General features: G+C 55.7%; 11 protein-coding genes. 6 read left to right on the top strand and 5 right to left on the bottom strand.

Annotated features, from left to right (window positions below; genetic code table 11):
• Window positions 1–427: 427 nt before the first annotated feature.
• Entirely contained in the window at window positions 428–1,501 is a 1,074-nt protein-coding gene (locus IMQ56_RS19000; protein ID WP_023296315.1) for an acyltransferase family protein, read from the bottom strand.
• Window positions 1,502–1,757: 256 nt separating this feature from the next.
• On the opposite strand from IMQ56_RS19000, the gene lolC reads away from it, so the two are divergent.
• From lolC to cobB, 5 genes are read left to right on the top strand one after another with little or no spacing between them, the layout of a single operon-like run.
• Complete coding sequence (gene lolC / locus IMQ56_RS18995) at window positions 1,758–2,957, top strand: lipoprotein-releasing ABC transporter permease subunit LolC (protein WP_045349256.1); 1,200 nt, start codon at window positions 1,758–1,760, stop codon at window positions 2,955–2,957.
• Window positions 2,950–3,651, top strand: coding sequence for a lipoprotein-releasing ABC transporter ATP-binding protein LolD (lolD, locus tag IMQ56_RS18990; protein WP_015570809.1), 702 nt, complete (start codon window positions 2,950–2,952; stop codon window positions 3,649–3,651). The genes lolC and lolD overlap by 8 nt, the downstream gene beginning before the upstream one ends.
• Entirely contained in the window at window positions 3,651–4,895 is a 1,245-nt protein-coding gene (lolE, locus tag IMQ56_RS18985) for a lipoprotein-releasing ABC transporter permease subunit LolE (protein ID WP_045349257.1), read from the top strand. The genes lolD and lolE overlap by 1 nt, the downstream gene beginning before the upstream one ends.
• A gap of 54 nt (window positions 4,896–4,949) precedes the next feature.
• Complete coding sequence (gene nagK / locus IMQ56_RS18980) at window positions 4,950–5,861, top strand: N-acetylglucosamine kinase (RefSeq protein WP_032670943.1); 912 nt, start codon at window positions 4,950–4,952, stop codon at window positions 5,859–5,861.
• A 14-nt stretch (window positions 5,862–5,875) separates the two neighbouring features.
• Window positions 5,876–6,697 (top strand): Sir2 family NAD+-dependent deacetylase, encoded by an 822-nt coding sequence (gene cobB / locus IMQ56_RS18975; protein ID WP_006809226.1) that lies wholly within the window; start codon window positions 5,876–5,878, stop codon window positions 6,695–6,697.
• A 34-nt stretch (window positions 6,698–6,731) separates the two neighbouring features.
• On the opposite strand, the gene potD is transcribed toward cobB, so the two are convergent.
• Genes potD through potA form a run of 4 tightly spaced genes read right to left on the bottom strand, consistent with a single transcriptional unit; the run spans window position 6,732 to window position 10,540 of the window.
• Window positions 6,732–7,766, bottom strand: a complete 1,035-nt coding sequence (gene potD / locus IMQ56_RS18970; protein ID WP_196063651.1) for a spermidine/putrescine ABC transporter substrate-binding protein PotD — start codon at window positions 7,764–7,766, stop codon at window positions 6,732–6,734.
• Window positions 7,763–8,554, bottom strand: coding sequence for a spermidine/putrescine ABC transporter permease PotC (gene potC, locus IMQ56_RS18965; RefSeq protein ID WP_015570805.1), 792 nt, complete (start codon window positions 8,552–8,554; stop codon window positions 7,763–7,765). The genes potD and potC overlap by 4 nt, the downstream gene beginning before the upstream one ends.
• Window positions 8,551–9,408: a spermidine/putrescine ABC transporter permease PotB gene (gene potB, locus IMQ56_RS18960; RefSeq protein WP_015570804.1), complete on the bottom strand. Its 858-nt coding sequence runs from the start codon at window positions 9,406–9,408 to the stop codon at window positions 8,551–8,553. The genes potC and potB overlap by 4 nt, the downstream gene beginning before the upstream one ends.
• Window positions 9,392–10,540 (bottom strand): spermidine/putrescine ABC transporter ATP-binding protein PotA, encoded by a 1,149-nt coding sequence (potA, locus tag IMQ56_RS18955; protein WP_162837914.1) that lies wholly within the window; start codon window positions 10,538–10,540, stop codon window positions 9,392–9,394. Before potA ends, potB begins: the two co-directional genes overlap by 17 nt.
• Before the next feature lie 237 nt (window positions 10,541–10,777).
• Here potA and pepT point away from each other — a divergent pair, with 237 nt between their 5' ends.
• Window positions 10,778–12,001 (top strand): peptidase T, encoded by a 1,224-nt coding sequence (pepT, locus tag IMQ56_RS18950; RefSeq protein WP_006809220.1) that lies wholly within the window; start codon window positions 10,778–10,780, stop codon window positions 11,999–12,001.
• The last annotated feature ends 20 nt before the right edge of the window (window positions 12,002–12,021 follow it).

The following is a 12,021-nucleotide window of genomic DNA, read 5'->3' as shown; positions in this document are numbered from 1 at the left end:
GTTCCTCAGTAATTTGAAAGCAGAAGCAATAACGTTGTCTTCAGACTAACTGAGGGCTTTCAGCGATGCCCTGGTCCGGCTGTAAATCGCTGAGGCGTTTCCTGAAGGCCGGGGCGAGGCGCAGGGATGCGCCGAGAGGGCGTGGCCTGCATGGATGCAGGCTCATGCCCGACCCGATAGCCGGAAGGAATAAGCCGAGGGTATCGCGAAGCGACGATTTACCGCCGGGAGCCCGGGTTGCCAGGGTGGTGGCGACTGAGCCACCCTGGCACGTTCACCGCTCGTGCGGTTATAGAATAGCAAGGAACATAAGGTGAACGGAACGAGCACCACAGCTGTATGTTCACCCTCACCCCAGCCCTCTCCCATAGGGAGAGGGAGCCGTCTGTGCAGGCCTTATTTTGTAGCCCGTATGGGACAGGGTTAGTTAGCGGGTCGTGGGCACGGGCGAAAGCCGCGCGGGAGGGGAGAAGAAAAGATCGCCAAAGAGGGCGGTCGAGAGCTTACGTGCCCCCAGCCCAACCAGCGTGCAGACGAGCAGGCTGATAAATGGATAAACCAGAATCAGCGTTAACTCCGCCCAGATCGGCCAGTACGCCGCATTCATTTCGCGGATCAGGAGCAGGCTAAATGCCTCGATTAAAATGCGGTGGGTGGTATATATCGCGATGGTGTTTGAACCGATGACGTTCAGCAGATTATTGGGATGAACGGCATAACGCTGCTCGAAGCTGTAAAAGAGCTTCATGATAACCACGATTGACAGCAGAGAGAGCGGCAGAGGGACGTTAGCGAACCACAGCACCACAGACACCGCACCAGAGGCGATGAGGATCAGCCAGCTGCGGCGCAAATTCATCCCTTTCATCCACGCCATCAACTGCGCGCCGTACCATGCGCCGAGGCTGTAGTAGACCATGTTGCGCACCACGCTGTTCATTCCCCACCACGGTAACGGCAGGAAGTTGATGGCGATGCTTGCCAGCGCCAGAAGCCCCAGCATCGGCAGTTTCCAGCGGCTCAGCAGCTTACAGAGCGTAAAGTAGACCACTAAGGCGTACAAATACCATAGGCTGGTGCTGGCCGTGAGCATTCCCCGTACAAACCCTGAAACGGAATCGGCGTAGGCCGCATTGGATGCTGTCGCCAGCTCTCGCTCGGGGGCGAGCCAGGCATTCAGATGAGTCAGCGCCTGCCATTGCAGGACGCCCCACAGGGCCAAAACCCAGACAATGCTCCAGATCCGCTTGTCGAGACTGGTGCGCCAGTTCACCTCGTCAATATATCGACGGATCAAATAGCCGGAGATAAAGAAAAACACCGGCATACGGAACGGGGCAAGGTAAAGATTAAAGTAGACCCAGCATTTGGCGAGCAGGCCCGATAACGGATGCTGTAGCCCGTCCAGGTGAGGATAAAAGGTGATCACCGAGTGGTAAATCACCACCAGGCAGATGCACAGACCTTTTATCTGGTTAATCCATAATGCTTTTTGTTTCATTGTGCGTGACGACCTTGTTGCCATAAACGAAAGGACGATTGTTGTAAAATGAAACCCTGATGTAACGGGTAACAGTCTGTATCAGGACGATTTTCGGAAAAGGTGGAGGCTGTCTGGCGGAAGTTCAGTCAGTAGCATGATGATTTATCTGAATTTTTCGGAAAAATGATTACCGAATCTTACGGTTTCAGTCATTTACGCTTAGCGGATTCGCTTATATACTCGTGGGTCTGCTATCAGCAAACAGACGGATTTCATGTATCAACCTGTCGCACTTTTTATAGGCTTACGTTACATGCGTGGGCGCGCCGCGGACCGCTTCGGTCGCTTTGTCTCCTGGCTTTCGACTATTGGCATTACGCTTGGCGTGATGGCACTGGTGACGGTGCTTTCCGTCATGAACGGCTTCGAGCGCGAGCTGCAAAACAATATCCTGGGGCTGATGCCGCAGGCCGTTCTCTCTTCCACTCAGGGTTCCGTTAATCCGCAACAGCTGCCGGAAAGCGCGGTGAAGTTACAGGGTGTCACGCGCGTTGCGCCGCTCACGACGGGCGATGTGGTGCTGCAAAGCGCCCGTAGCGTGGCGGTCGGGGTGATGCTGGGTATCGATCCGGCGCAAAAAGATCCGCTGACGCCGTTCCTGGTCAATGTGAAACAAAACGACCTGGAAGCGGGTAAATACAACGTCATCCTCGGCGAGCAGCTTGCCGGGCAGCTCGGGGTCAACCGTGGCGATCAGCTGCGTGTGATGGTGCCGTCAGCCAGTCAGTTTACGCCGATGGGGCGTCTGCCAAGCCAGCGCCTGTTCAACGTGATTGGCACGTTTGCGGCGAACAGCGAAGTTGATGGTTACCAGATGCTGGTTAACATTCAGGACGCCTCGCGTCTGATGCGCTACCCGGCGGGAAATATCACCGGCTGGCGTCTGTGGCTTGATGCGCCACTGAAGGTGGATACCCTTAGCCAGCAGACGCTACCGGAAGGAACGAAATGGCAGGACTGGCGCGACCGGAAGGGCGAACTGTTCCAGGCCGTGCGCATGGAGAAAAACATGATGGGGCTGCTGCTGAGCCTGATCGTGGCCGTTGCCGCGTTTAATATCATCACCTCGCTCGGGCTGATGGTGATGGAGAAGCAAGGCGAAGTCGCCATTCTGCAAACCCAGGGGCTGACTCCGCGCCAGATCATGGCAGTATTTATGGTCCAGGGCGCCAGCGCCGGCATCATCGGCGCGCTGCTCGGCGCGGCGCTGGGGGCGCTGCTCGCCAGCCAGCTCAACAATCTCATGCCGATTATCGGCGCGCTGCTTGATGGCGCGGCGCTGCCGGTGGCAATCGAGCCGCTCCAGGTGGTCGGTATTGCGCTGGCCGCGATGGCCATTGCGCTGCTTTCTACGCTTTATCCTTCCTGGCGGGCTGCCGCCACTCAACCCGCTGAGGCTTTACGTTATGAATAAGATCCTGTTGCAGTGCGACAACCTGTCCAAACGCTATCAGGAAGGCACTGTGCAGACCGACGTGTTGCACAATGTGAGTTTTAGCGTGGGCGAAGGCGAGATGATGGCGATTGTCGGTAGCTCTGGCTCCGGTAAAAGTACGTTGCTGCACCTGCTTGGCGGGCTGGACACGCCAACCGAAGGCGATGTGATCTTCTCCGGGCAGCCGCTGAGTAAAATGTCGTCTACGGCGAAAGCCGAGCTGCGTAACCGCGAGCTGGGCTTTATCTATCAGTTCCACCATCTGCTGCCGGACTTTACGGCGCTGGAAAACGTCGCAATGCCGCTGCTGATTGGTAAAAAGAAACCCGCGGAAATTAATGCCCGCGCCAGCGACATGCTAAAAGCGGTAGGGCTGGGTCATCGCGGGAATCACCGTCCGTCTGAGCTTTCCGGCGGTGAGCGTCAGCGTGTGGCCATCGCCCGTGCGCTGGTCAACAACCCGCGCCTGGTGCTGGCGGATGAACCGACAGGTAACCTCGATGCGCGTAACGCAGACAGCATTTTCCAGCTTCTCGGCGAACTGAACGCCGCGCAGGGAACCGCGTTTCTGGTGGTCACCCACGATTTACAACTGGCTAAGCGGATGGGGCGTCAGCTGGAAATGCGCGACGGTCGTCTGAATGCTGAACTGACGCTGATGGGAGCGGAGTAATGGCTTCACCGTTATCGTTACTCATCGGGTTACGCTTTAGCCGCGGTCGTCGCCGGAGCGGGATGGTATCCCTTATCTCCGTGATCTCCACCATCGGTATCGCCCTGGGCGTGGCGGTGTTGATCGTGGGCTTAAGCGCCATGAACGGCTTTGAGCGTGAACTGAATAACCGCATTCTGGCCGTTGTCCCCCACGGTGAAATCGAGCCGGTTAACCAGCCGTGGTCCAACTGGCGTGATGCCCTTAACAAAGTGGAAAAGGTGCCCGGCATTGCGGCGGCTGCACCTTACATCAACTTTACCGGGCTGGTAGAGAGCGGGGTAAACCTGCGCGCCATTCAGGTGAAAGGGGTAAATCCTCGTCAGGAAGAGCGTCTGAGCGCGCTGCCGCGCTATGTGCAAAATGGCGCATGGGCAAACTTTAAGGCTGGCGAGCAGCAGATCATCATGGGCAAAGGCGTTGCCGATGCGCTGAAGGTGAAGCAGGGCGACTGGGTCTCGATCATGATCCCGAACGCCAGCGCTGATCACAAATTGCAGCAGCCTAAGCGCGTACGTCTGCACGTCACCGGTATTTTGCAGCTGAGCGGCCAGCTCGACCACAGCTTCGCGATGGTGCCGCTGGAAGATGCGCGCCAGTATCTGGATATGAGCGACAGCGTGACGGGCATTGCCATTAAGGTTAACGACGTCTTCAACGCCAATAAACTGGTGCGTGACGCTGGCAGCGTGACCAATAACTATGTCTACATCAAAAGCTGGATCGGCACTTACGGGTATATGTACCGTGATATCCAGATGATCCGCGCGATTATGTATCTGGCGATGGTGCTGGTGATCGGGGTGGCGTGTTTTAATATCGTCTCGACGCTGGTCATGGCCGTTAAGGATAAGAGCGGCGACATCGCCGTGCTGCGTACCTTAGGGGCGAAAGACGGTCTTATTCGCGCCATCTTCGTCTGGTACGGTTTGCTGGCGGGGCTGTTTGGCAGCCTCTGCGGCGTGGCGATCGGCGTGGTGGTTTCCCTTCAGCTGACGCCGATTATCAACGGGATTGAAGCGCTTATTGGCCATCAGTTCCTGTCAGGCGATATCTATTTTATTGACTTCCTGCCGTCTGAACTGCACTGGCTGGACGTTATTTATGTGCTGGTTACAGCACTTTTACTGAGTCTGCTGGCAAGCTGGTATCCGGCGCGTCGCGCAAGCCGAATTGATCCGGCGAGGGTATTAAGTGGCCAGTAATTTCGTCATGGTTTAGCGGGCTTTTGGCCGCTGAATCAAACAGAGGAATGCATCATGTATTACGGATTTGATATTGGCGGCACCAAGATTGCGCTCGGCGTGTTCGATAAAGACCTTAAGCTACAATGGGAAACCCGCGTACCCACGCCGCGCGAAAGCTACGATGAATTTTTAACCGCCATTGCCGCGCTGGTGGCGCAAGCGGATGAACGCTTTGGCGTCAAAGGCAGCGTCGGCATTGGTATTCCGGGTATGCCCGAAACCGACGATGGCACGCTGTATGCCGCCAACGTTCCTGCTGCCAGCGGCAAACCGCTGCGTGCCGATCTTTCTGCTCTCCTTGAGCGCGACGTGCGCTTAGACAACGATGCCAACTGTTTTGCTCTCTCAGAGGCCTGGGACGACGAGTTTCGTCGCTATCCGCTGGTTATGGGGCTGATCCTCGGAACCGGCGTGGGGGGCGGGATAGTCATTAACGGTAAGCCCATTACCGGGCGCAGCTACATTACCGGCGAATTTGGTCATATCCGTCTGCCGGTGGATGCGTTGGATGTTGTCGGACGTGATTTCCCGTTGATCCGCTGCGGTTGTGGTCAGCACGGCTGTATTGAGAGTTACCTTTCAGGCCGTGGGTTTGCATGGCTTTATGAACACTTCTATCATCAGAAACATGACGCCCCCCAAATCATTACCCTGTGGGAACAAGGGGATGCGCAGGCGCGAGAGCACGTTGAACGCTATCTCGACCTGCTGGCCGTGTGCCTGGGGAATATCCTGACCATCGTCGATCCGGATCTGCTGGTGATCGGGGGAGGGCTGTCAAATTTCACTGCGATTACGGAACAGTTGTCCGGGCGTCTGCCCCGACATTTATTGCCGGTCGCCCGCGTGCCGCGCATTGAGCGTGCGCGACACGGGGACGCAGGAGGCATGCGCGGAGCCGCATTCCTTCATCTCACCGATTAGTTTACGAGGTTATTATGCTGTCGCGTCGCCAGGGTCGACTCAGCCGTTTTCGCAAAAATAAACGCCGCTTACGTGAACGCCTGCGTCAGCGGATCTTTTTCAGAGACAGGATGATGCCAGAAGCGATGGATAAACCCAGAGTGGTGGTGTTGACCGGGGCGGGGATCTCCGCCGAATCCGGTATTCAGACCTTCCGCGCGGCGGACGGACTGTGGGAAGAACACCGAGTTGAAGATGTGGCGACGCCGGAAGGTTTCGCCCGCGACCCGGCGCTGGTACAGGCGTTCTACAACGCCCGCCGTCGCCAGCTTCAGCAGCCGGAGATTGCGCCGAATGCGGCGCACCTGGCGCTGGCAAAGCTGGAGGAAGCGCTGGGGGATCGTTTTCTGCTGGTCACGCAGAACATCGACAATCTTCACGAAAGGGCCGGAAACCACAACATCATTCACATGCACGGCGAACTGCTCAAGGTGCGGTGCGCATGGAGTGGTCAGGTGCTGGACTGGAAAGAGGACGTGCTGGACGAAGACCGCTGCCACTGCTGTCAGTTCCCTTCGCGTCTGCGTCCGCATGTGGTCTGGTTTGGCGAAATGCCGCTGGGAATGGATGAGATCTACAGCGCCCTGGCTATGGCGGACGTCTTTATCGCCATTGGTACCTCAGGACATGTCTATCCGGCGGCAGGATTTGTTCACGAAGCGCGACTGCAAGGTGCCCATACGGTGGAGCTTAATCTGGAGCCAAGCCAGGTTGGGAGCGAGTTTGAAGAGAAACATTACGGTCTGGCGAGCGAGGTGGTGCCAGCCTTTGTGGATAAACTCCTGAAGGGGCTGTAAGAGTAACGGGCGACATTGCGTCGCCCGTTATGCATTAACGGCCTGCTTTTAGCTTCTGATAATACTCTTCATACAGGCGGCTCGCGTCACCGACGTCGTTCTGCCATTCCCCTTTGCTGATGGTTTCAGCGTCCGGATAAAGCGATTTATCATTTGCCACTTCAGGGCTGAGCAGCTTCCGCGCGGCCAGGTTTGGCGTCGGGTAGCCGATGGTTTCCGCCACCTCTTTTGCCACATCCGGGCGCAGCAGGAAATTGATCAGCTTCAGGGCGCCCTCGACGTTTTTCGCATTCGCCGGGATCGCGAGGCTGTCCATCCAGAAGATGCCGCCCTCCTTCGGCCAGACCACCTCCAGCGGCGTCCCGGCCTGACGCGCCACAAACGCAGAGCCGTTCCAGACCATACCCAGATTCACTTCACCTTCCATATACGGGTTAGCCGGGTTATCCGAGTTGAACGCCGCCACGTTTGGCATCAGCTTTTTCAGTTCGTTATACGCCGCTTCGATCTCTTTCGGATCGGTGGTGTTACCGGAATAGCCGAGTTTACGCAGCGCAACCTGGAACACTTCGCGCGCATCGTCGGTTAACAGCAGGCTGCTTTTGTATTCCGGCTTCCACAGGTCAGCCCAGGATGAAACCGTTTTTGGAGCAATGGCATCGCTGTTGACGCCAATTGCCGTCGCGCCCCAGATGTACGGAATGGAGTAGTCGTTGTTCGGGTCGAACGGCTTGTTTAGCATCTCAGGATCGAGGTTTGAAAAATTGGTTAGCTTCGTTTTGTCGATCTTCTGGATCATGCCTTCTTTGCGCATCTTGTCGACGAAATAGGTCGACGGCACCACCAGGTCATACGCGCCATCTTTATAGGTTTTGAGCTTGGCGTACATGGTTTCATTCGACTCGTAGGTCGAATAGATCACCTTGATGCCCGTCTCTTTGGTGAACTGCTCCAGCAGGCCCGGCGGCACATACTCGGTCCAGTTGTAGAAATAGAGCGTTTTGCTGTCATCAGCATGCGCGGCGCCCATTCCGAGCACCAGTGCCGCAGCGGCAAGCATTTTTTTCATTTCTGTGTCCCCTGAGATTTTGTTTTATCACGAGCAATAACCTGGCTGGCAATTACCAGAACCAGCGATAACACCAACAGAATAGTCGCCAGCGCGTTCACTTCGGGTGAAACACCGACTTTAACCATTGAGTAGATCTTCAACGGCAGAATTTCATAGCTCGGCCCGGTGACGAAGGAGGACACGACCACGTCGTCCATCGACAGGGTAAAACTGAGCAGCCATCCTGCTGCCACGGCGGGCATCGCCAGCGGCAGAATGATTTTGCGCAGAATGGTCATCTCGCTCGCACCCAGATCTTTCGCCGCTTCCAGCATGCGTACGTCGAACCCTTTCAGACGCGCGTAGACGGTTACCACCACAAACGGCAGACAGAAGGTGATATGCGAGAACAGCAGCGACCAGAAACCGAGCTGGACGCCCAGCAGCATAAACAGCACCAGCAGTGAAATGGCCATCACGATATCCGGGGACATCATCACCACAAACAGCATGCCACTGACGAACGGCTTACCGCGAAAACGGTAGCGGTACAGCGCCACGGCGGTCAGTGAGCCAATCAGCGTCGCGAAGGTGGCAGAAAATACCGCCATCGTCAGCGAGTGCTGAGCGGCCTGTAGCAGGCTGTCATTGTTCATCAGCAGGCCATACCATTTGGTGGTAAACCCTTGCCAGTTGATCCCGAAGCGTGAGCTGTTAAAAGAGTTCACGATCAAAATGATTATCGGAATATAGAGATACGCATAAATGGCGGTCATAAAACCGCCGCGAAGCAGTCGACCAATCATTCCAGCTCCACCTTCTTATTCAGCAGGCGTGATGCACGCCAGTAAACCAGCAGCATCAGCCCCATCACCACCGTCAGCGTTATGCTGGTGGCCGAGCCGAACGGCCAGTCGCGGATATTCAGGAACTGGCTCTTAATCACGTTACCGATCAGCAGGTTTTTCGCCCCGCCCATCAGGTCCGATACGTAGAACAGGCCCATCGCAGGCAGCATGACCAGCAGACAGCCGGCGATAATACCCGGCATGGTCAGCGGAATAATGATGCGGACAAAGGTTTGTAACTTACTGGCGCCCAGGTCTTTCGCCGCTTCCAGCAGCGGTTTATCGAGCTTTTCAATGCTGGAGTAGAGCGGCATCACCATAAACGGCAGCAGGATATAGACCAGGCCGACAATTACCGCGCCCGGGGTGAACATGATGCGGATCGGCGTCTCGATCACCCCCAGCCACAGCAGGAACTCGTTCAGATAACCTTTGGTGCTGAGAAAGATTTTCAGCCCGTAGATGCGGATTAACGAGTTGGTCCAGAACGGCACAATCAGTAAAAACAGCAGCAGCGGCCGCACTTTTTGCGGCAGGCGGGCCAGGAACCAGGCGAATGGATACCCCAGCACCAGACAGGCGAGGGTGGCAATCAGCGCCATATTGAGCGAGTGCAGCAGCACGTCAAAATAGAGCGGATCGAGCAGGCGCGCGTAGTTGTCCAGCGTAAAGACCATCGTCACGAAGTTCGCGTCGTCGCGGGTCAGGAAGCTGGTCACAATGATCATCAGGTTGGGAAGAAAGACAAACAACACAAGCCAACCGACGATCGTGGCAATCACCACATTCTGGAACTTACTTGTGTTCTTCATCAGCCAGTACAACCTCCCAGCTTTCTACCCAGTTGATGACCATTTTCTGATCCAGCGAATGGTCGAAGTCCGGATCGTCCTCGTTAAAGAACTCGCTGACCATCACCATTTTGCCGTTTTCCAGTTCCACAACGGATTCGAGGGTCATCCCTTTGTAGTTGCGTTCGCGAACGTAACCGATCAGACCTTCGACGTCAGCCGTGTCGTGGATCTCATCAACGCGGAGATCTTCCGGGCGCAGCAGGACGTTGAGCTTTTGCCCCTTCTCGACGGCAAAGTTGACGGTAATATTGCATTCGCGGCCTTCCACGTTCGCGCGAACGCGCTGCTCGTCCAGACGCTCGATCACCGTGGCGTTAAAGATATTGATTTCGCCAATAAAGCTGGCGACGAACAGGTTTTTCGGCTCTTCGTAAATTTCACGCGGGGTGCCATCCTGCTCAATCTTGCCGTCGCGCATCACCACGATACGGTCTGACATGGTCAGGGCTTCTTCCTGATCGTGCGTGACAAACACGAACGTGATGCCGAGCTTACGCTGAAGCGCTTTCAGCTCGTTCTGCATCTGCTTGCGCAGCTTGTAGTCCAGCGCGGAGAGGGATTCATCCAGCAGGAGCAGGCGAGGTTTGTTGACCACGGCGCGGGCAATGGCCACACGCTGCTGCTGACCACCGGAAAGTTGATGCGGCTTGCGCTGGGCGAACGCCTCCAGCTGTACCATGCGCAGGGCTTCGGTAACCCGAGGTGGGATCTCGCTGGCCGGTGTTTTTTGCATCCGCAGGCCAAACGCCACGTTCTCAAACACGGTCATGTGCGGGAACAGGGCATAGCTCTGAAAGACGGTATTGACGTGGCGATCTTCGGCTGGAACCTGGGTTATGTCCTGGTTCTCAAGATGGATATGGCCGTTATCGACGCTTTCCAGCCCGGCGATAAGGCGCAGGACGGTGGTTTTGCCGCAGCCGGAGGGGCCGAGCAGCGTGAGAAACTCACCGTCATTGATGGTCAGATTAAGGTCGGAAATGACATCTTTGCCATCGAAACTTTTACGAATTCGTTCCAGTTGCACCAGCGGTGAAAGGGAACGGGGTTGTGTATTCAATTTTCGCGCTGTCCCATATAGACGCCTCAGGCAGCAGACTGAAGCGGGGTTTGTGTGTAACCACCTTGGTGACTCGTAATGAGGGCGGACATTCTACGGCAAACCCATTGAATCGCCAATCCTTCTCACTTATTCATAAGCTACATTTATTAACGCACAACGATATAAACGTAAAAAGTTCTCGTTTGCGGGATAAAAGTGACCTGACGCAATATTTGCGTTTTGCTGCTTAATGATAATGTTGTCACAAAAAGTGAGGGTGACTGCATGGATAAACTACTTGAGCGTTTCTTACATTACGTTTCGCTGGATACCCAATCTAAGCCGGGGGTCCGACAGGTGCCAAGCACCGAAGGCCAGTGGAAGCTGCTAAATCTGCTGAAAGAGCAGCTGGAGGCCATGGGGCTGGTTGATGTCACGCTCAGCGAAAAAGGGACCGTGATGGGAACGCTGCCGGCGAATATTGACGGCGATATCCCGGCAATTGGCTTTATTTCTCATGTCGATACCTCACCTGATTTTAGCGGTAAACACGTAAACCCGCAGATTGTTGAAAACTATCGCGGCGGTGATATTGCGCTGGGCATTGGCGACGAAGTGCTGTCGCCGGTGATGTTCCCGGTACTGCATCAGCTGCTGGGGCAGACGTTAATCACCACTGACGGCAAAACCTTGCTGGGGGCCGATGACAAAGCGGGCATCGCCGAGATCATGACGGCGCTGGCGGTGCTGAAGGGCAAAAATATCCCACATGGCGATATCCGCGTGGCCTTCACGCCGGATGAAGAGGTTGGAAAAGGCGCAAAACACTTTGACGTTGAGGCGTTTAACGCGCAGTGGGCCTACACCGTCGACGGTGGCGGCGTGGGTGAACTGGAGTATGAAAACTTTAACGCGGCATCGGTAACGATCAAAATCGTCGGGAATAACGTGCACCCGGGGTCTGCGAAAGGGGTGATGGTGAATGCGCTGTCGCTGGCTGCGCGTATTCATGCGGAAGTGCCCGCCGAAGAGAGCCCGGAGATGACGGAAGGGTATGAGGGTTTTTATCATCTGACCAGCATCAAGGGGACCGTGGACAGCGCGCAGATGCACTATATTGTCCGCGATTTCGACCGCAAAGCCTTTGAAGCACGCAAACGTAAGATGATGGAGATCGCGAAAAAGGTCGGCAAGGGGCTACATCCGGATTGCTATATTGAACTCATCATCGAAGACAGCTATTACAATATGCGCGATAAGGTGATGGAGCATCCGCATATTCTTGATATCGCCCAGCAGGCGATGCGCGATTGTGACATCGAGCCGGTGATGAAACCGATCCGTGGCGGTACCGATGGTTCACAGCTGTCGTTTATGGGCCTGCCGTGCCCGAACCTGTTTACCGGTGGATATAACTACCACGGCAAGCATGAATTCGTGACGCTGGAAGGGATGGAGAAAGCGGTGCAGGTGATCGTGCGGATAGCGGAGTTAACTGCGAAGCGGTAATGTTTTATGCCGGGTGGCGG

Origin of the sequence: Enterobacter sp. Res13-Sevr-PEC09-46, assembly GCF_015672585.1 — a bacterium.
Taxonomy (GTDB): domain Bacteria; phylum Pseudomonadota; class Gammaproteobacteria; order Enterobacterales; family Enterobacteriaceae; genus Enterobacter; species Enterobacter hormaechei_C.
The sequence above is the reverse complement of the archived record's forward strand: the minus strand, read 5'-3'. Positions and strand labels throughout refer to the sequence as shown.

Bases quoted from the DNA above. Each gene is read 5' to 3' on its own strand.
- IMQ56_RS19000 (WP_023296315.1), bottom strand. From the start codon at position 1,501: ATGAAACAAAAAGCATTATGGATTAACCAGATAAAAGGTCTGTGCATC.
- lolC (WP_045349256.1), top strand. From the start codon at position 1,758: ATGTATCAACCTGTCGCACTTTTTATAGGCTTACGTTACATGCGTGGG.
- lolD (WP_015570809.1), top strand. From the start codon at position 2,950: ATGAATAAGATCCTGTTGCAGTGCGACAACCTGTCCAAACGCTATCAG.
- lolE (WP_045349257.1), top strand. From the start codon at position 3,651: ATGGCTTCACCGTTATCGTTACTCATCGGGTTACGCTTTAGCCGCGGT.
- nagK (WP_032670943.1), top strand. From the start codon at position 4,950: ATGTATTACGGATTTGATATTGGCGGCACCAAGATTGCGCTCGGCGTG.
- cobB (WP_006809226.1), top strand. From the start codon at position 5,876: ATGCTGTCGCGTCGCCAGGGTCGACTCAGCCGTTTTCGCAAAAATAAA.
- potD (WP_196063651.1), bottom strand. From the start codon at position 7,766: ATGAAAAAAATGCTTGCCGCTGCGGCACTGGTGCTCGGAATGGGCGCC.
- potC (WP_015570805.1), bottom strand. From the start codon at position 8,554: ATGATTGGTCGACTGCTTCGCGGCGGTTTTATGACCGCCATTTATGCG.
- potB (WP_015570804.1), bottom strand. From the start codon at position 9,408: ATGAAGAACACAAGTAAGTTCCAGAATGTGGTGATTGCCACGATCGTC.
- pepT (WP_006809220.1), top strand. From the start codon at position 10,778: ATGGATAAACTACTTGAGCGTTTCTTACATTACGTTTCGCTGGATACC.